Origin of the sequence: Brenneria roseae subsp. roseae, assembly GCF_003115845.1 — a bacterium.
GTDB lineage: Bacteria > Pseudomonadota > Gammaproteobacteria > Enterobacterales > Enterobacteriaceae > Brenneria > Brenneria roseae.
Map to the genome: position 1 here is coordinate 308,433 of NZ_KZ819025.1, position 18,351 is coordinate 326,783.

An 18,351-nucleotide genomic window follows, 5' to 3' on the forward strand; every position below is an offset into this window, starting at 1 on the left:
CGTTTGCGAGTAATGTGTCATCGGCTGTCGGGTTTTTCCTTAATACTCTTCACGTTTTTTAAAGCGGCAGGGAAATGATTTTCCTTTTCTGTCTGCTTCAGACTGGCGTTGGCGCCTTTTCGCAACGTGCGGCCTATCGGGTGTCGGCAGTAATTTCCTTTATCGGTTGATCTGGATCAGGCTTAATCGTATAGCACTAAGTAAAAAAAGCGGTATAATCCCGCGATTTTTTTATGGCGGGCGTGCTGTCCGCCACCCTGCGGGCCGTCACCAGGTGACGTTAAAAAACGCGCCCGGCGTTTTTTAAGCGGTAGGCTATCCTGCAGGCCGCCGCAAACGGCGTTTAAAAGCGTCTCAGGCGTTTTTTGTCCGTCCACTGTCTAGGGGAGAATAATGATGAAGATCGTCGAGGTGAAACATCCACTCGTCAAACATAAACTTGGTCTGATGCGTGAAACTGATATCAGTACCAAACGTTTTCGTGAGTTGGCTTCGGAGGTCGGAAGTTTGTTGACCTATGAAGCAACGGCCGATTTAGCCACCGAGAAGGTGACCATTGACGGTTGGTGTGGCCCGGTTGAAGTCGATCAAATCAAAGGCAAAAAAATTACCGTGGTGCCTATCCTGCGGGCCGGTTTGGGGATGATGGAAGGCGTGCTGGAAAATGTGCCCAGCGCACGTATCAGCGTTGTCGGTATTTACCGTAATGAAGAAACGCTGGAGCCAGTACCGTATTTTCAAAAGCTGGTTTCCAATATCGAAGAGCGTATGGCGCTGGTTGTTGACCCGATGTTGGCAACGGGCGGTTCAATGATTGCCACGATCGATCTGTTGAAGAAAGCGGGCTGCCAAAATATCAAAGTGCTGGTACTGGTTGCCGCCCCGGAAGGGATCGCCGCGCTGGAGAAAGCCCACCCGGACGTTGAACTCTATACGGCATCGATCGATAAGGGACTTAACGAGCATGGTTATATCATGCCGGGCCTGGGCGACGCGGGCGATAAAATATTTGGTACCAAATAGCAGGCAGGCCGACTGATTCAGTCGGCTTTTTTATGATGGGCAGTCTCTGCCCATCACCCTTCGGGTCGTCGCAAGCGACGTTGAAAAACGCCTTTGGCGTTTTTTTATGATGAGCGGTCTCTGCCCGTCGCCCTTTGGGTCGTCGCAAGCGACGTTGAAAAACGCCTTTGGCGTTTTTTTATGANACGTTGAAAAACGCCTTTGGCGTTTTTTTATGATGAGCGGTCTCTGCCCGTCGCCCTTTGGGTCGTCGCAAGCGACGTTGAAAAACGCCTTTGGCGTTTTTTTATGATGAGCGGTCTCTGCCCGTCGCCCTTTGGGTCGTCGCAAGCGACGTTGAAAAACGCCTTTGGCGTTTTTTTATGACGGGTGGTTCCTGCCCGTCGCCCTTTGGGGGGCAAAGTCGGTCTCAACAACATAATCAGCCGGAATGGTTGGCTCCGCCGCGGCGGGGCGGATGAAGTCTGGCTGTAATAACAGGTGCGGGCACCGGCCCGCATACAATAAATAGCAACGTTACAGAGGATATAAAGATGACTCGTCGCGCCATCGGGGTAAGTGAACGACCGCCCTTGTTACAAACCATCCCGCTGAGCTTCCAACATCTGTTCGCGATGTTTGGTGCCACCGTTTTGGTGCCGATCCTGTTCAAGATCAACCCGGCGACCGTACTGTTATTCAACGGTATTGGCACGTTGCTTTATTTGTTTATCTGTAAAGGCAAAATTCCTGCCTATCTGGGCTCCAGTTTTGCATTTATTTCACCGGTGCTGCTGCTGTTGCCGTTGGGCTATGAGGTCGCATTGGGTGGATTTATCATGTGCGGCGTGCTGTTTTGTCTGGTGGCGCTGATTGTCAAAAAAGCCGGGACCGGCTGGCTGGACGTCTTGTTCCCGCCTGCGGCCATGGGGGCGATTGTTGCGGTAATCGGCCTTGAACTGGCGGGCGTCGCTGCCGGTATGGCCGGGTTATTGCCTGCCGACGGTACGGCAATGGATACCACGGCGGTGACTATTTCGCTGTCCACGCTGGCGGTGACGATCCTTGGATCGGTGCTGTTCCGTGGTTTTCTGGCGATTATCCCGATTTTGATCGGGGTGTTGGCGGGATATGCCTTGTCGTTTGCCATGGGCGTGGTGGATTTCGCTCCTGTCAGCGAGGCGAACTGGTTTGCTCTGCCGACTTTTTACACGCCGCGTTTTGAATGGTTCGCCATTCTGACTATTCTGCCAGCCGCACTGGTCGTCATCGCTGAACATATCGGCCATCTGGTTGTGACGGCGAATATCGTCAAGAAAGATCTGATGCGTGAGCCGGGGCTACACCGCTCCATGTTCGCCAACGGTATTTCTACCGTTCTGTCCGGATTCTTTGGTTCCACGCCCAATACCACCTACGGCGAAAACATCGGCGTACTGGCGATCACCAAGGTATACAGTACCTGGGTAATCGGCGGCGCGGCGATCATTGCCATCCTGCTTTCCTGTGTCGGTAAACTGGCGGCGGCGATCCAGGCGGTACCGGTGCCGGTAATGGGGGGCGTCTCGTTATTGCTGTACGGGGTAATCGGCGCATCGGGTATTCGCGTGTTGATTGAATCCAAAGTGGATTACAACAAAGCGCAGAACCTGATTCTGACCTCCGTGATCCTGATTATCGGTGTCAGCGGTGCGAAAGTTCATCTGGGAGCGACCGAGCTGAAAGGTATGGCGCTGGCTACGGTCGTGGGCATCGGTATGAGTCTGTTATTCAAAGTGATTAGCCTGTTCCGCAAAGAGGAAGTGATTCTTGATGCGCCTGATGCAGAAGACACTATCCATCGTTAAGGCGATGTTTACGGATTGCCGTCTGCTTTGTCTCACTCTGTTGCGGGGCTGGTTCGCGACGCCCTCAACAGGGATGAGTTTCTGTGATAGACTCGAACGGTTTTCCTGCCTGTCTTGCTTGAGGTGATTCTGAACACGCCGGCACAGCTTTCATTGCCACTTTATTTACCGGATAACGAAACGTTCGCCAGTTTCTATCCGGGAGAGAACGCGTCTCTTCTTGCCGCGATTACCAACGCGCTGCGTCAGGAACATGGAAGTTATATTTACTTCTGGTCACGGGAAGGGGGAGGCCGCAGCCATCTGTTGCATGCCGCCTGTGCCGATTTATCCCGTCATGGACAGGCGGTGGGCTATGTGCCGTTGGATAAACGGGCCTATTTCGTCCCTGAGGTGCTGGACGGCATGGAGCAACTGGCGCTGGTGTGCATGGATAATATTGAGTCTATCGCGGGTGATGAAGCCTGGGAAATGGCCGTTTTCAATCTCTATAACCGCGTTCAGGAAACCGGCCACACCCGTCTGCTGATTACCGGCGATCGTCCTCCGCGCCAGCTTAACCTGCATCTTCCCGATCTTTCTTCACGCCTGGACTGGGGGCAGATTTACAAGCTACAGCCACTGTCCGATGAAGAGAAAGGCGAAGCGCTGCAACTGCGGGCGAAACTGCGTGGTTTTGAACTGCCGGAAGACGTCAGCCGTTTTTTGCTTAAACGGCTGGATCGTGAAATGCGAACGCTGTTCACGACGCTGGATCAGCTCGATCATGCTTCTATCACCGCCCAGCGCAAGCTGACCATTCCTTTCGTCAAAGAGATCCTCGGTCTGTAGCCCGACTACAATATCTCCAATACCTGCTCGGGCGGACGACCAATGCGGGCCTGTTGACCAACCACCACGATGGGGCGCTCAATCAGCCTGGGATGGTCGATCATGGCCTGAAGCAGCTGCGCTTCCGTCAGTGACGCGTTGGCGAGATTCAACTGCTGGTAAATCTCTTCTTTCTTGCGCATCAGATCGCGGGCGCTGTTCAGGCCGAGTTGCTGAATCAAGCGGGTCAGCGTGTCCGCATCGGGCGGCGTATCCAGGTAGCGCACCACATCGGGTTCAATGCCGTGCTGTTGCAGCAGCGCCAGCGTTTCACGGCTCTTGGAACAGCGGGGGTTATGGTAAATCGTTACGCGTTTGGTCACGGTAAATTATCCTTAATTTCTATCCGGCGTCAGGATTTCTGATATTGGCGGAAGCGCTGCTGGAGCTGGCGCAGCTGGTCGATACGCGCATCATAGCGGGCCTGTTCCAGGCTGCCGAGTTTAACTAACGAGCTGGCGTTGCTGAGCAGGCGTATGGATTGATCGAGCTGCCCGGTTAACGCCATGCTTTCCGCTCTGGCCGATAATTCTTCCGCCCGCAGTCCCTGGGCGGCAGAAGCCTGCGCCAGCAGATCCCAACCGTTTGGATCGTCAGGATGGGCATAGGTATAGCGATAGAGAATTTTACTCGCGGCGGCAGGCTGTTTCCCTTCAACGTAAGCGTTCGCCAGATTGAGTTGCAGTACCGGATTGTTTTGTACGCCAGCCTGGTTTTGCAGCCGGGCGATCGCCTGTGTCGCACGATTTTGCCCCAGATCGATATCCGTCATGAGATCCAGAAACCACGGGCTATCAGGCGTCTTACTCAATAGCGGCTGTAAGATATTGCGGGCTTCATCGTATTTTTTGGCCTGATAGAGACGAATGGCCTGCCCATATTGTGCCGCCAACTGCTCACGCACATTCCCTTTCGCCCAGGTATCCAGCAGATCATCACTGAGAGGCCGGTCCGCCGATCCATACATACCAAAGGTGCGCACTTTCGCAAACAGGAAATCCTGTGACGACTGAACCGGCGTTGAACGCATCTGATTGGCGCGGTTACGCGCATCGGACAGACGGCTTTCCGGTAAGGGGTGGGTAAGCAGAATTTCCGGCGGTTTCGAGCTATAGCGCGACTGATCGGCCAGCTTTTGCATGAAGTTCGGCATGGCCTGCGGATCAAAACCGGCGCGTTGCAATACCTGGATACCGATACGGTCCGCTTCTTGTTCGTTAGCCTGAGTAAAGGTAATCATTCCCTGTTGGGCCCCGGCCATTGTCCCGCTTAACGCCGCCATGCCCAACTGAGGATTTGCCATCGCCAGGAGAATGGAACCGAGCGCGCCTACCCAGGTTAGCGGCGCATTACGCTGTTGCGACTCCATGGTTCGGGCCAGATGGCGCTGCGTAACGTGCGAAATTTCATGCGCCAGTACCGAAGCCAGCTCGCTTTCGTTATCCGCGTAGCGAAACAGGGCTGAGTGCAGCACGACGTTGCCGCCGAAAAAGGCGAAGGCGTTGATGTCATCATTACGAATCAGGAAGAAGTGGAAAGGCGTTCGTACCGAATCCGCCTGTTTTACCAGCCGGTTTCCCAACTGATTGATGTAATTGGACAGCAAGGGATCGTTAATCAGCGGCGCGCCGGCCCGTAACTGGCGGACATAAAAATCGCCCATCGCCAGTTCCTGATTGATGCTGAGTGTGCCGCCAGCGGTTGTGCCGATATCAGGCAGCCTGTCCTGAATGTCGGCCTGTACGGGAAACTGGGGGCTGGTCAACAGCGTCCCTAACAGGACGGCGATGACCGTTTTTTTTAACCGGCTAGACATAACGGAAAATAACCTTATCAACAGCCAACATTAAAGAAGCTTACTAACCATCTTAGCCAGCAGCGGCAAACAAAGAAATATTTATCCGGAAAATGGTGATGCTATGTGTTGCCGACGTCAAAAAAGAAGTGGAAATCCCGGCTTCAGGTATTGATGATCCGCCGACCCCATTCTCCGGCGGTATGCGCAATGTTTATCGGCAAAAGCGTTGCTCTACCTGGCCTATCGCCGCCACTCGTACCTGGTGGCGGGCACCTTCAAACTCCGCGTTCAGCCAGGCATCAACAATCATTTTCGCCAGTTCCAGTCCTACCACGCGGGAGCCGAACGCCAGAATATTGGTGTTGTTATGCTGGCGGGAAAGCTGTGCCGAATAAGGCTCGCTACAGACCACCGCGCGAATGCCGGGAAATTTATTCGCCGTAATAGAAATGCCCACGCCAGTACCGCAGATCAGGATCCCGCCATCGGCCTCGCCGTTCATCACCGCTTCCGCCACCGCGCTGGCAAAACGCGGGTAGTCAGTGCGTTCATCCGACCAGGTGCCTTTATCAATCGCTTCAATCCCTGTTGCCCGCAGATGCGCCAGAATCTCCTCTTTGAGGATAAAACCGACATGGTCACAGCCAAATGCAATCCTCTTCATGTTACACGCCTCATGTTTTGTCAGACTTTACGGTTACGATGATTTTTGTGATTTATTGCCGGTTGTAGGGTGAATAAAACCGCAAAAACACCGCAGGTGGCCCCTGTTTTACACGTCATGCTTTTACGAAGCAATACGGAAAAGTGCACCGCAAGGATGGTCGACACCGCGTTAATTTCTGGGGAATTCATTTATATTTATGTTTTTATTATATTTTGTTGGGTTGTTGAATTTGGCTTTCCGCCATAACTTCACAATAAACAAAACTTTATGAATTATTTTATTTTGTGAAGTTGTCGGCATATTTTATGTTCACCCTGTGGTGATATAGTGATGTCTTCATTTCAAGGACAAGAGAAAGCGATGAGCCAGTCTGAGTTTGATCAAGGGCTTCCACAGGGTATCGGCATTGCACCTTATCTGCGTATGAAGCAGGAAGGGATGACGGAAAACGAAAGCCGTATTGTGGAATGGTTGCTGACGCCGGGTAATCTGAGTGATGCGCCGGCTATTAAAGACGTTGCCGAAGCCCTGATGGTGTCTGAGGCGATGATTGTCAAGGTGTCAAAACTGCTGGGGTTTAGCGGCTTTCGCAATCTCCGCAGTGCGCTGGTTGACTACTTTTCGCAGTCTGAACAGGTTTTGCCCGCAGAGCTGTCATTTGATGAAGCGCCACAGGATGTGGTCAATAAGGTGTTCAACATCACATTGCGCACCATTATGGAAGGGCAATCCATTGTTAACGTCGATGAGATTCACCGCGCCGCTCGTTTCTTTTACGGCGCAAACCAGCGCGATCTGTATGGGGTTGGCGGTTCGAACGCGATCTGTGCCGACATCCACCATAAGCTGCTGCGTATCGGCGTGCGCTGTCAGGCTTATCAGGACGCACACATCATGATGATGTCCGCCGCGCTGTTACAAGAAGGAGACGTTGTGCTGGTGGTGTCCCATTCCGGGCGGACCAGCGATTTGAAAGCAGCTGTCGAACTGGCGAAAAAGAACGGCGCAAAAATTATCTGTATTACCCATAGCTACCATTCGCCAATTGCCAAACTGGCCGACTTTATTATTTGTTCGCCAGCACCGGAGACGCCGTTATTAGGGCGAAACGCTTCAGCCCGAATATTACAACTCACATTGTTAGATGCTTTTTTTGTTTCTGTTGCCCAACAAAATATTGAACAGGCAACATTAAATATGGAGAAAACCGGCGCCATCGTCGATTTTTTTCGTCGTGACCGATGAAGTAAAAAAAGATTAATCCCGGGATACTGGGATTAATCGCTACGTACCCCTACAAAGAGAATACTGCTATGAATAAATTTCTGAAATTATTCAGCGCCGCCGCCGTGGGCTTAATATTATCTACCAGCGCCTTCGCTGCTGCTGAATATGCCGTAGTATTAAAAACCTTATCCAATCCTTTTTGGGTGGATATGAAAAAAGGGATTGAAGAGGAAGCCAAAACGCTTGGCATTTCCGTAGATATATTTGCTTCGCCATCTGAAGGTGATTTTCAGTCTCAGTTGCAGTTATTCGAAGATTTAAGCAATAAAAATTACAAGGGTATTGCCTTTGCGCCACTCTCTTCCGTTAATCTGGTCATGCCGGTTGCCCGTGCGTGGAAAAAAGGGATTTATCTGGTCAACCTCGATGAAAAAATCGATATGGATAACCTGAAAAAGGCGGGGGGCAATGTCGAAGGCTTCGTTACCACCGATAACGTCGCAGTCGGTGCAAAAGGCGCCGACTTCATTATCGGGGAACTGGGTGCGGAAGGCGGAGAAGTCGCCATTATCGAAGGCAAAGCCGGTAACGCGTCCGGTGAAGCGCGCCGCAATGGCGCAACCAGTTCGTTCAAAAAGGCAAGCCAAATCAAGCTGGTTGCCAGTCAGCCTGCCGACTGGGATCGCATTAAGGCGCTGGACGTCGCCACTAACGTGCTACAGCGTAACCCGAATCTGAAAGCGTTTTATTGCGCTAACGACACTATGGCGATGGGCGTGGCCCAGGCCGTTGCCAACGCCGGCAAGATCGGCAAAGTACTGGTGGTGGGGACCGATGGCATCCCGGAAGCGCGTAAAATGGTTGAGGCGGGGCAGATGACCGCAACCGTGGCACAGAACCCGGCGGATATCGGCGCGACCGGCCTGAAACTGATGGTCGACGCGGCGAAAACCGGCAAGGTGATCGCGCTGGAGAAAGACCCGGAATTTAAGCTCGTCGACTCGATTCTGGTGACAAAGTAATTTTCCCCTCACCCTGGCCCTCTCCTCTGAGGAGAGGGAAAATTTGAGGAATCAATATGGTCACGCCTTATATCAATATGGCGGGGATCGGCAAATCCTTTGGTCCGGTTCACGCATTAAAATCGGTTGATTTAACGGTTTATACTCATGAGATTCATGCGTTATTGGGAGAAAATGGCGCCGGTAAATCAACGTTAATGAAAGTATTGTCGGGAATATATGAACCGACCAAAGGCACCATCAATATTAATAATGTTAATTACGATAAGCTTGACCATAAATTGGCGGCGCAATTGGGTATCGGTATTATTTATCAGGAACTCAGCGTTATTGATGAATTAACCGTACTGGAAAATTTATATATAGGTCGCCACCTGACCAAAAAAGTTTGTGGCGTCAATATTATTGACTGGAAAGAGATGCGCGTCCGTGCGGCAATGATGTTATTACGCGTCGGGCTGAAAGTGGATCTCGATACGAAAGTCGGGAATTTATCCATCAGCTATAAACAGATGCTGGAAATTGCCAAAACATTAATGCTCGATGCCAAAGTCATCATTATGGATGAACCCACCTCGTCTCTTACCAGCAAAGAGATTGATTATCTGTTTCTGATTATGAATCAGTTACGTAAAGAGGGAACGGCCATTGTTTATATCTCGCATAAGCTGGCGGAGATTCGTCGTATTTGCGACCGCTATACGGTGATGAAAGACGGCAGCAGCGTGTGCAGCGGTATGGTCAGCGATGTATCGAACGATGACATTGTGCATCTGATGGTTGGCCGCGAGCTGCAAAACCGCTTTAACGCCATGAAAGAAAGTACCGGCAATATCGAACGCGACACCGTGTTTGAAGTGAAAAACGTCACCAGTCGCGATAAGAAAAAAGTTCGCGATATCTCGTTTAGCGTTAACCGTGGGGAAATTCTGGGCTTTGCCGGACTGGTTGGTTCCGGGCGCACCGAACTGATGGATTGTCTGTTCGGCGTGGATAAAAGAAGCCGGGGAGAAATCCGCTTGAATGGCAAGGTGATTTCACCGCGTTCGCCGCTGGATGCGTTGAAAAAGGGGATGGCCTATATCACCGAAAGCCGCCGCGACAATGGTTTCTTCGCTAATTTTTCCATCGCGCAGAACATCGCTATCAGTAAAAGCCTGAAACAGGGCGGCTACAAAGGCGCGATGGGGCTATTTCATGAAGCCGAAGAGCGCAAAACGGCTGAAGTACAGCGCAACCTGCTGGCGCTCAAGTGTCATTCCGTGGACCAGAACATTACCGAGCTTTCCGGCGGCAACCAGCAAAAAGTGCTGATTTCCAAATGGTTATGCTGTGAACCTGACGTCATCATTTTCGATGAGCCGACCCGCGGCATTGACGTTGGCGCTAAAGCCGAGATTTACAAGGTCATGCGCCAACTGGCTGATCAGGGCAAGGTCATCCTGATGGTCTCGTCTGAACTTCCTGAAATTATCGCCGTCTGTGACCGCATCGCCGTGTTCTGCGAAGGGCGACTGACGCAAATCCTGACCAATCGTGAAGATCTGAGCGAAGAGGAGATTATGGCATGGGCGTTACCACAAGAGTAAACGGTGAAACGGGCGGGAAAAAGCCGTTTAATTTCGCGCAATTCTGGGACAGATTCGGCACCTTTTTTATTCTGGCGATCATTGTGGCGATCTTCGGCACGCTGTCGTCGGAATACTTCCTCACCGCCAATAACATCACGCAGATCTTTGTTCAAAGCTCCGTGACCGTATTGATCGGCATGGGGGAGTTCTTCGCCATACTGGTGGCGGGGATCGACCTTTCCGTCGGTGCGATTCTGGCGCTATCGGGCATGGTGACCGCCAAACTGATGCTGGCCGGCGTCGATCCGTTTCTTGCGGCCCTCATCGGCGGGGTGCTGGTGGGCGGCGCGTTAGGGGCGATTAACGGCTGTCTGGTGAACTGGACCGGACTGCATCCTTTCATCATCACCCTCGGTACTAACGCTATTTTCCGCGGAGTGACGCTGGTCATTTCCGACGCCAATTCTGTCTACGGTTTTTCCTTCGAATTTGTGAACTTTTTTGCGGCAAGCGTACTTGGCATTCCGGTCCCGGTGATCTTCTCGCTGCTGGTGGCGGTGATCCTCTGGTTCCTCACCACGCGCATGCGGCTCGGACGCAATATCTATGCGCTGGGCGGCAACAAAAATTCGGCGTTCTATTCCGGTATCGATGTGAAATTCCACATGCTGGTGGTGTTCATTATATCCGGCGTGTGCGCGGGGCTGGCGGGCGTGGTCTCTACCGCCCGTCTGGGCGCCGCTGAGCCCATGGCCGGCATGGGGTTTGAAACCTACGCCATCGCCAGCGCCATTATCGGCGGTACCAGTTTCTTCGGCGGCAAGGGCCGTATCTTCTCAGTGGTCATTGGTGGTCTGATTATCGGCACCATCAATAACGGGCTGAACATTCTGCAAGTACAAACCTATTACCAACTGGTGGTGATGGGCGGGCTGATTATCGCAGCCGTCGCTCTTGACCGGCTTATCAGCAAGTAAGGAATTCATGATGAAAATATCCCCCTCTCTGATGTGTATGGATCTGATGAAATTCAAAGAACAGATCGAGTTTATTGATAGTCATGCGGACTATTTTCATATCGACATCATGGACGGCCACTTCGTACCGAACCTGACGCTGTCTCCGTTTTTTGTCAGCCAGGTGAAAAAGCTGGCGAGTAAGCCGCTGGACTGTCACCTGATGGTGACCCGCCCGCAGGACTACATCGGTCAACTGGCGCGTGCGGGCGCGGATTTCATCACCCTGCATCCGGAAACCATCAACGGTCAGGCCTTTCGCCTGATCGATGAGATCCGCCGCCACGGCATGAAAGTGGGGTTGATCCTCAACCCGGAAACAGCGGTTGAAGCGATGAAATACTATATCCATAAAGCCGATAAGGTCACCGTGATGACGGTCGATCCTGGCTTTGCCGGGCAGCCGTTTATCCCGGAAATGCTGGACAAAATTGCCGAACTGAAAGCCTGGCGTGAGCGTGAAGGGCTGAGCTACGAAATTGAGATCGACGGTTCCTGTAATCAGGCCACCTACGAGAAATTAATCGCCGCAGGTGCGGATGTGTTCATTGTCGGCACGTCAGGGTTGTTCAATCATTCAGACAATATCGACGAAGCCTGGTCATTGATGGCGCAACAAATTCTGACGGCGAAGAAGAAGAGCGAGGTACAGCCTCATGCCAGAACTGCATAACGTGGTGGCGGGCGTGGACATGGGGGCAACCCATATCCGGCTCTGCCTGCAAACGGCTGAAGGCACCGTGCTGCACTGTGAGAAACGCCGTACGGCGCAGGTGATTGAACCCGGCGTAGTGGTGGGGATCGCCGCGTTTATCCAGGAGCAGCTTTATCGCTTTCATGCTCGCTGTCACTGCCTGATGATGGGGTTGCCGGCGCTGATCGGCAAAGATAAGCGCACGATTATCTCCACGCCCAACCTGTCGCTCGAATGGGGGGCGCTGGCAGACAAACTGGAAGCGGTACTGGGTTGCCCGGTGGAATTCGCCCGCGATGTGAACCTGCAACTTTCTTATGACGTCAGTGAAAACGAACTGACCGATAAGCTGGTGCTTGGCGCTTACCTTGGCACCGGCATGGGCTTTGCCATCTGGCTGAACGGTGCGCCGTGGACCGGCGCGCATGGCGTGGCGGGCGAGCTGGGGCATATTCCGCAGGGCGATATGAATTTGCAATGCGGCTGTGGCAACGCGGGTTGTCTGGAAACCGTCTGTTCCGGCGTAGCGTTACGCCGCTGGTATGAACAGCAACCGCGAGATTATGCGCTGGGAGAACTGTTCCTGCACGCCACTAATGAACCGTTTGTACAGGCGCTTTTGCACCATGCGGCGCGTGCCATCGCCACCAGCATTAATCTGTTTGATCCCGATGCCGTCATTCTGGGCGGCGGGGTGATGGATATGTCCGCTTTCCCCCGCGCAACGCTGGTTACACAGATTCAGGCGCATGTGCGCCATCCGTTACCGCACGATGAAGTGCGTTTCCTGGCGGCATCTTCTTCTGCATTTAACGGTGCGCAGGGCGCGGCGACCCTTGCCCGGAACCATTTTCTGACGCGTGAGCACACTGAGTGGAAATAAGGGGGAAAGACCGCAACGGTCTGTGAACTGCACCCCAAAAGTTGGACACCCAACGAGTAAGGGTGGTCTGAGGCGGTATTAGGCATAAAATGCCCGTATATAAACGGGCATTATCGTCGGACAGGAGAACCTACCGCGGCGGCGGTTCAGACGGTTTTCAGGTAGTCGAGAACGATGTCGTGGTGGTTGCTGGTTTTGAAATCGTCAAAAACCTTCTCCACTTTGCCGTTTTCATCGATCAAAAAGCTGATGCGATGAATGCCGTCATAGGTTTTCCCCATGAACGTTTTTTCGCCCCATATGCCAAATCCTTCTGAAACCTCATGATTTTCATCAGATAACAGGGTGAAGTTTAAGAGTTCTTTTTCGACGAAGCGGGACAGTTTTTCGGGTTTATCGGTACTGATACCCAACACCTCGACGCCATGTTTTTTCAGTTCATCCATGTTGTCACGCAGTCCGCATGCTTGTACGGTACATCCCGGCGTCATGGCTTTAGGGTAGAAATACACCAACACTTTCTGTCCCTGGAAGTCGGTTAAATTTACTTGTTCGCCGTCCTGGTCGGGCAAGCTAAATTTCGGTGCGATATCACCGGCTTTCAGTGTATTCATCACTACTCTCCGTCTTTCTCTTCATGCTGCTGTGGATAGTTCACGACGCTAATACTGCCTTGTGCGTGCAGTTCTGTACATAGCTGATAGAAGGCCGGCTCAATAATTGACCCATCCAGCATCGCAGGGCTGTGCGCGGTAATTTGAATATACAACTGCGGCGGCTCGTCACCTTGGTCATTTTGCGTTTTGGAAACCAATTCGGCAATGTTCATCTGGTGAGAATCAAATAAATCGGTGAAGCGCTCGATGATATGAGGCGAGTCGGCGACATCCACTTTCACCCACACGGTGGAAGGCATCGGCGGCCGGGCCTGAGATTCAGTGCGTTTCATGACAATCAGCAGATCCATTTCCGCCCCTTTTAACGGCAGGGTGGATTCGATCAGCGTAATCGCATTCCAGCTTCCGGAAAGCAGCATGATAAACGTGAATTCTTTGCCCAGCATGGCAAGACGGCTATCTTCAATATTACAGCCGCAACTGCTGACGTGGCGGGTAATGGCGTTAACAATTCCGGGGCGATCGACGCCCAGAGCAGTGATAACCAGATAGTGTTCTTGTGAACTCGGCAAAATGATGCTTCCTGTCCTTCTTCATGAAAGTAACATGGTAAACATAAAAAATTGCCGGGAGCAATTTTTAACGTCGCTCGCGACGGCCCGGAGGGTGACGCTTGATACCGGCGATGGCGGGGGATAACGAAGTATTCCGTCGGGCTATACCGCTTTTGGTACGTTATTGACATCGTTCAGGATGTTTTTTGAGGGCCATCACTGTCATGGTTGGATATTCGACGATACTTGATGGTTTCCGGGGATCGTAAAACGTCGCTCGCATTGATTCGGCGTGTAAGCAGGACGTTCGTTATAACAGAAACGTCAGAAGAGTTTTTAATGCCGCTTGCGGTATCATAAAAAAAACGTGTGCCGGGGGCTTACAACACCCTTGCGCGCTTGCTTTTGCATAGAAGTCAAAAGTACCATGAGGCACTTGTTTGTGGAGGGGATGGCCAATGTTTACGGGAAGTATTGTCGCGCTGGTTACACCGATGGACGCCAAAGGCGCTGTCGATCGTGCAAGCCTGAAAAAACTGATTGATTATCATGTCGCTAGCGGTACATCAGCGATTGTTTCTGTCGGAACGACAGGAGAGTCCGCCACGCTGAGTCACGATGAGCATGGCGATGTGGTCATGATGACGCTGGAGCTGAGCGACGGCCGTATTCCGGTCATTGCCGGGACGGGCGCCAATGCTACCGCAGAAGGTATTTCGTTAACCAAGCGTTTTCACGGTACGGGCGTGGTGGGCTGCCTGACGGTAACGCCGTATTATAACCGACCGACTCAGGAAGGTTTGTACCAGCACTTCAAAGCGATTGCCGAGCATACCGATCTGCCGCAGATTCTGTATAACGTGCCTTCCCGTACCGGTTGTGACATGCTGCCGGAAACCATCGCGCGTTTGTCTGAAATTAAAAATATTGTCGCTGTTAAAGAAGCGACGGGGAACTTAAGCCGGGTTAGTCAGATCCAAGAGCTGGTTAGTGAAGACTTTATTTTGCTGAGCGGTGATGATGCCAGCGGTCTGGACTTCATGCAACTTGGTGGCAAAGGCGTAATTTCCGTTACAGCAAACATTGCGGCCCGTGAAATGGTTGAGCTTTGCAAGCTGGCGGCGCAAGGCAATTTTGTTGAAGCGCGTCGTTTGAATCAGCGCCTGATGCCGTTGCATCAAAAATTATTTGTCGAACCCAATCCTATCCCGGTGAAATGGGCCTGTAAGGAATTGGGACTCATGGCGACCGATACGCTTCGCCTGCCGATGACACCATTGACTGACTCCGGTCGGGCGGTGATGGAGCGCGCGCTGAAGCAAGCGGGTTTGCTGTAACCGTTAGGGAGATTTAATGACGTATTCATTACAAAAGTCGATGGTGGCAAAAGTAGTTGGCATATCATTAGTGATGCTGTTGGCTGCTTGTTCCAGCGATCAGCGCTATAAGCGTCAGGTGAGTGGCGATGAGTCTTATCTGGAGGTGCCGGCGCAAAAAGCGCTGAATACGCCAGCCGGTATGATTCTACCGGTACAGAACGGAGATTATGACATACCGCCGGTAACCCTGAATGGCGCTGTAGGTAAAACGCTGGATATTCGTCCTCCGTTGCAGCCATTGGCTTTGTTGAATGGTTCCCGTACCCAGATTTCGGGTAGCACGGCAACGCTACTGTTGGAAAACAGCGCGCAAAATAGTCAGCTTTGGCCTCAGGTTGTTCGTGTCGTGCAGGATAAAGGTTTCACTATCGCCAGCCGTCAGGATGCCAGTCAGATGCTGACGACCGACTGGATCATGTGGCAGCGTCAGGATGAAGACGTCCAGTATCAGGGACGCTATCAGATTTCGGTTCAACCACAAGGCTATCAGGTCGCGGTGGTGGTCAAACTGCTGGAATTGCAGCAGCAGACTAACCCCGTCGTTGAGCCTTCCCAGCTTCAGCGTTACACCGGGCTGATGCTGAATACGATCAGCGAAGAACTGGATAGTCAGGCAACGGCGCGTGAAAACGCACTGGCAAACCGTACCAGTGGTTCGCTGGATGTACAGAGCGGCGCGGATGATACCGGTCTGCCGTTGCTGGTGGTGCGCGGTCCATACTCCGTGGTGTGGGAGCGTTTGCCGACGGCTCTGGACAAAATAGGCATGAAGGTTAGCGATCGCAGCCGACCTCAGGGATCGGTGTCCGTCACTTACAGAGCGCCGAGCAGTGGCACCTGGAATGATATCGGTGCGCGAGATCCTGAATTACCGAATGGCGATTATAAATTGCAGGTCGGCGATCTTGATAACCGTAGTAGTCTGCAATTTATTGATTCCAAAGGACATACGCTAAGCCAGTCGCAGAACGATGCGCTGGTGGCCGTGTTCCAGGCGGCGTTCAATAAGTAACTTGCAAGGGTCGGATAATCCGACCCTTCTTCATTTATTCAACAACCGATACCCAAAGTAATTGAAGTCGCTGTCTGGCGGTAAACGAACGAATTCCGATGAGCTTGCGCAGGTAGGTCTCCGGGAAGCGCGGGTGCTGTTGATGATGCGGCCGCTTCAAATAAGAAGGGGATAAGCGTTAAATTCTCGGGCCGTCTGTGGTTGGCCCTCACTGTGTGGAGTAATAAAGATGCAAAAGCTAGCTGAGTTGTATCGTGGAAAGGCGAAAACGGTCTACACCACCGAAGATCCCGACCTGCTGGTGCTGGAGTTTCGCAATGATACGTCAGCAGGAGATGGTGCCCGCATTGAGCAGTTTGATCGTAAGGGGATGGTGAACAACAAGTTCAACCATTTCATTATGAGCAAACTGGAAGAAGCCGGGATCCCGACGCAAATGGTAAGCCTGCTTTCTGATACCGAAGTGCTGGTAAAAAAACTGGACATGGTGCCGGTAGAATGTGTGGTGCGTAACCGTGCCGCCGGGTCATTGGTAAAACGTCTGGGTATCGAAGAAGGTATCGAACTGAATCCGCCGCTGTTTGATCTGTTCCTGAAAAACGACGCCATGCACGACCCAATGGTGAATGAGTCCTACTGCAAGACGTTCAATTGGGTGAGCGAAGAGAATCTGGCCCGGATGAAAGAACTGAGCTACAAGGCGAATGAGGTGCTGAGTAAACTGTTTGGTGATGCCGGTCTGATTCTGGTCGATTTCAAACTGGAGTTTGGTTTATTCAAAGGCGAAGTCGTGCTGGGCGATGAGTTCTCTCCAGACGGCAGCCGTCTGTGGGATAAAGCGACGCTGAATAAAATGGACAAAGATCGTTTCCGCCAGAGTCTTGGTGGCCTGATTGAAGCGTATGAAGAAGTGGCACACCGTATCGGTGTAAAACTGGACTAATTGCGCAATCGTTTACGTTCAGCCTGTCAGATTCGTGATTGTCTGACCGGCTGATTTTTTTTACCGGTCCTATCCCGATTTCCTCTCTCCCTCATTTTGTCTGCCGGGCCATTTCGCGCACGGTCTGTCGGTAATAACCTTTTTGCACTACAAACCTACGTAAGTTGCACAGTTTTAGCGCATTGAACCACCAATGATCCCTCAGCCGACCGTACGCTCACTGATTGGATCCTCTCGCCTGGCTCCTTCGTCGTAAAATTAATCCTTAATTAACAATCTATTGCTTTTTTTTATGCGCATTTTTTCCGCACCGATTATTTTTGGCGCATTTTCTGCATTAATTCCATTGCTACATACATGAGTTCGTTATAACGGAAATGGGGTGAATTATGTTCAATATAAATCAGGGTAAAGGTAGAACGAGTTGGGTGATTGGATTTTTGTTCGCTGCCACAGCGTCCGGTTTTGCCACTCAAGCACAGGCCGCAAAACTGGATGATGTGTTGAAACGCGGTCATCTGATTGTGGGAACGGGCAGCACAAATGCTCCCTGGGGTTTTCAAGGCGCTGACGGCACGTTGCAAGGGTTTGATATTGATATTGCACACATTATTGCCAAAGGATTGTTCAACGACGCCAGCAAGGTGCAGTTTGTCCAGCAATCGTCGGATGCCCGGATTCCGAATCTGCTGACTGATAAAGTCGATTTAACCTGTCAGGCCATGACAGTGACCGCGCAGCGCGCTCAGCAGGTGGCCTTTACCATTCCTTATTATCGTGAAGGGGTGGCGTTACTGCTGCTGGCAAACAGTAAACATCAGCAACTGGCGGATATGGATGCCGCGGGGGGCGATCTGAATGTGGCGGTGTTACAGAATGTCTATGCCGAAGAATTGGTGCATCAGGCGTTGCCGAAAGCCAAGGTTTCACAGTATGAAAGCGTCGATTTGATGTATCAGGCGCTCAACTCCGGGCGTGCGGATGCCGTGGCGACGGACCAGTCGTCGGCGAAATGGTTAATGGTGCAGACGCCGGGACGCTATCGTTCGCCAGACTATGCATGGAGCCCGCAGACGTACTCTTGCGCCCTGAAACGCGGCGACCAGGACTGGCTTAACTTCGTCAATACGGCGCTGCATGAATCCATGGTTGGGGTCGATTTTGCCGACTATGCGGCCGCCTATAAAAAATGGTTCGGGGGCACATTGAATACACCGCAGATTGGTTTCCCAGTTGAATATAAATAAGC

At 52.0% G+C, this 18,351-nt stretch carries 18 protein-coding genes; 13 read left to right on the forward strand and 5 right to left on the reverse strand.

The window, feature by feature from the left end; genetic code table 11:
• Positions 1–396: 396 nt before the first annotated feature.
• The 3 genes from upp to hda all read left to right on the forward strand — a co-directional run bounded on the left by upp (position 397) and on the right by hda (position 3,680).
• A complete protein-coding gene (gene upp / locus DDT52_RS07475) occupies positions 397–1,023 on the forward strand; it encodes a uracil phosphoribosyltransferase (RefSeq protein WP_136155842.1) in 627 nt (208 codons plus the stop codon).
• A 533-nt stretch (positions 1,024–1,556) separates the two neighbouring features.
• A complete protein-coding gene (uraA, locus tag DDT52_RS07480; protein ID WP_136155787.1) occupies positions 1,557–2,849 on the forward strand; it encodes a uracil permease in 1,293 nt (430 codons plus the stop codon).
• A 123-nt stretch (positions 2,850–2,972) separates the two neighbouring features.
• Positions 2,973–3,680 carry a DnaA inactivator Hda gene (gene hda / locus DDT52_RS07485; protein ID WP_168709749.1) on the forward strand — a complete coding sequence of 236 codons (708 nt, stop codon included), beginning with the start codon at positions 2,973–2,975 and terminating at the stop codon, positions 3,678–3,680.
• A 5-nt stretch (positions 3,681–3,685) separates the two neighbouring features.
• Here hda and arsC read toward each other — a convergent pair whose 3' ends face one another.
• The 3 genes from arsC to rpiB all read right to left on the reverse strand — a co-directional run bounded on the left by arsC (position 3,686) and on the right by rpiB (position 6,181).
• Positions 3,686–4,042 (reverse strand): arsenate reductase (glutaredoxin), encoded by a 357-nt coding sequence (gene arsC / locus DDT52_RS07490; RefSeq protein WP_136155788.1) that lies wholly within the window; start codon positions 4,040–4,042, stop codon positions 3,686–3,688.
• Between the two features lie 29 nt (positions 4,043–4,071).
• Positions 4,072–5,535 (reverse strand): beta-barrel assembly-enhancing protease, encoded by a 1,464-nt coding sequence (gene bepA / locus DDT52_RS07495; protein ID WP_136155789.1) that lies wholly within the window; start codon positions 5,533–5,535, stop codon positions 4,072–4,074.
• A gap of 193 nt (positions 5,536–5,728) precedes the next feature.
• Positions 5,729–6,181, reverse strand: coding sequence for a bifunctional allose-6-phosphate isomerase/ribose-5-phosphate isomerase RpiB (rpiB, locus tag DDT52_RS07500; protein WP_136155790.1), 453 nt, complete (start codon positions 6,179–6,181; stop codon positions 5,729–5,731).
• A 363-nt stretch (positions 6,182–6,544) separates the two neighbouring features.
• On the opposite strand from rpiB, the gene DDT52_RS07505 reads away from it, so the two are divergent.
• From DDT52_RS07505 to alsK, 6 genes are all read left to right on the forward strand, one after another.
• Positions 6,545–7,429 (forward strand): MurR/RpiR family transcriptional regulator, encoded by an 885-nt coding sequence (locus tag DDT52_RS07505; protein ID WP_136155843.1) that lies wholly within the window; start codon positions 6,545–6,547, stop codon positions 7,427–7,429.
• A gap of 68 nt (positions 7,430–7,497) precedes the next feature.
• Positions 7,498–8,433: a D-allose transporter substrate-binding protein gene (gene alsB / locus DDT52_RS07510; RefSeq protein ID WP_136155791.1), complete on the forward strand. Its 936-nt coding sequence runs from the start codon at positions 7,498–7,500 to the stop codon at positions 8,431–8,433.
• Between the two features lie 56 nt (positions 8,434–8,489).
• Positions 8,490–10,022 (forward strand): D-allose ABC transporter ATP-binding protein AlsA, encoded by a 1,533-nt coding sequence (alsA, locus tag DDT52_RS07515; RefSeq protein WP_136155792.1) that lies wholly within the window; start codon positions 8,490–8,492, stop codon positions 10,020–10,022.
• Entirely contained in the window at positions 10,001–10,981 is a 981-nt protein-coding gene (gene alsC / locus DDT52_RS07520) for a D-allose ABC transporter permease (protein ID WP_136155793.1), read from the forward strand. The genes alsA and alsC overlap by 22 nt, the downstream gene beginning before the upstream one ends.
• 10 nt (positions 10,982–10,991) lie before the next feature.
• Complete coding sequence (gene alsE, locus DDT52_RS07525) at positions 10,992–11,693, forward strand: D-allulose 6-phosphate 3-epimerase (protein ID WP_136155844.1); 702 nt, start codon at positions 10,992–10,994, stop codon at positions 11,691–11,693.
• Positions 11,677–12,597: an allose kinase gene (alsK, locus tag DDT52_RS07530; protein ID WP_136155794.1), complete on the forward strand. Its 921-nt coding sequence runs from the start codon at positions 11,677–11,679 to the stop codon at positions 12,595–12,597. Before alsE ends, alsK begins: the two co-directional genes overlap by 17 nt.
• 146 nt (positions 12,598–12,743) lie before the next feature.
• On the opposite strand, the gene bcp is transcribed toward alsK, so the two are convergent.
• Positions 12,744–13,211, reverse strand: coding sequence for a thioredoxin-dependent thiol peroxidase (gene bcp / locus DDT52_RS07535; protein WP_136155795.1), 468 nt, complete (start codon positions 13,209–13,211; stop codon positions 12,744–12,746).
• Positions 13,212–13,213: 2 nt separating this feature from the next.
• On the reverse strand, positions 13,214–13,789 hold the full coding sequence (locus DDT52_RS07540) for a glycine cleavage system transcriptional repressor (protein WP_210732693.1): 576 nt from the start codon (positions 13,787–13,789) through the stop codon (positions 13,214–13,216).
• 437 nt (positions 13,790–14,226) lie between these two features.
• Here DDT52_RS07540 and dapA point away from each other — a divergent pair, with 437 nt between their 5' ends.
• From dapA to DDT52_RS07560, 4 genes are all read left to right on the forward strand, one after another.
• Positions 14,227–15,105: a 4-hydroxy-tetrahydrodipicolinate synthase gene (dapA, locus tag DDT52_RS07545; protein WP_109052988.1), complete on the forward strand. Its 879-nt coding sequence runs from the start codon at positions 14,227–14,229 to the stop codon at positions 15,103–15,105.
• Between the two features lie 16 nt (positions 15,106–15,121).
• Positions 15,122–16,159: an outer membrane protein assembly factor BamC gene (gene bamC, locus DDT52_RS07550; protein WP_136155796.1), complete on the forward strand. Its 1,038-nt coding sequence runs from the start codon at positions 15,122–15,124 to the stop codon at positions 16,157–16,159.
• A 229-nt stretch (positions 16,160–16,388) separates the two neighbouring features.
• Entirely contained in the window at positions 16,389–17,102 is a 714-nt protein-coding gene (gene purC, locus DDT52_RS07555; protein ID WP_136155797.1) for a phosphoribosylaminoimidazolesuccinocarboxamide synthase, read from the forward strand.
• A 389-nt stretch (positions 17,103–17,491) separates the two neighbouring features.
• Positions 17,492–18,349: a transporter substrate-binding protein gene (locus DDT52_RS07560; protein ID WP_136155798.1), complete on the forward strand. Its 858-nt coding sequence runs from the start codon at positions 17,492–17,494 to the stop codon at positions 18,347–18,349.
• Positions 18,350–18,351: the final 2 nt, after the last annotated feature.

What these genes read in the sequence shown, in the direction of transcription:
- upp (WP_136155842.1), top strand. Translation starts at nt 397, where the DNA reads ATGAAGATCGTCGAGGTGAAACATCCACTCGTCAAACATAAACTTGGT.
- uraA (WP_136155787.1), top strand. Translation starts at nt 1,557, where the DNA reads ATGACTCGTCGCGCCATCGGGGTAAGTGAACGACCGCCCTTGTTACAA.
- bepA (WP_136155789.1), bottom strand. Translation starts at nt 5,535, where the DNA reads ATGTCTAGCCGGTTAAAAAAAACGGTCATCGCCGTCCTGTTAGGGACG.
- rpiB (WP_136155790.1), bottom strand. Translation starts at nt 6,181, where the DNA reads ATGAAGAGGATTGCATTTGGCTGTGACCATGTCGGTTTTATCCTCAAA.
- DDT52_RS07505 (WP_136155843.1), top strand. Translation starts at nt 6,545, where the DNA reads ATGAGCCAGTCTGAGTTTGATCAAGGGCTTCCACAGGGTATCGGCATT.
- alsB (WP_136155791.1), top strand. Translation starts at nt 7,498, where the DNA reads ATGAATAAATTTCTGAAATTATTCAGCGCCGCCGCCGTGGGCTTAATA.
- alsA (WP_136155792.1), top strand. Translation starts at nt 8,490, where the DNA reads ATGGTCACGCCTTATATCAATATGGCGGGGATCGGCAAATCCTTTGGT.
- alsC (WP_136155793.1), top strand. Translation starts at nt 10,001, where the DNA reads ATGGGCGTTACCACAAGAGTAAACGGTGAAACGGGCGGGAAAAAGCCG.
- alsE (WP_136155844.1), top strand. Translation starts at nt 10,992, where the DNA reads ATGAAAATATCCCCCTCTCTGATGTGTATGGATCTGATGAAATTCAAA.
- alsK (WP_136155794.1), top strand. Translation starts at nt 11,677, where the DNA reads ATGCCAGAACTGCATAACGTGGTGGCGGGCGTGGACATGGGGGCAACC.
- bcp (WP_136155795.1), bottom strand. Translation starts at nt 13,211, where the DNA reads ATGAATACACTGAAAGCCGGTGATATCGCACCGAAATTTAGCTTGCCC.
- dapA (WP_109052988.1), top strand. Translation starts at nt 14,227, where the DNA reads ATGTTTACGGGAAGTATTGTCGCGCTGGTTACACCGATGGACGCCAAA.
- bamC (WP_136155796.1), top strand. Translation starts at nt 15,122, where the DNA reads ATGACGTATTCATTACAAAAGTCGATGGTGGCAAAAGTAGTTGGCATA.
- purC (WP_136155797.1), top strand. Translation starts at nt 16,389, where the DNA reads ATGCAAAAGCTAGCTGAGTTGTATCGTGGAAAGGCGAAAACGGTCTAC.
- DDT52_RS07560 (WP_136155798.1), top strand. Translation starts at nt 17,492, where the DNA reads ATGTTCAATATAAATCAGGGTAAAGGTAGAACGAGTTGGGTGATTGGA.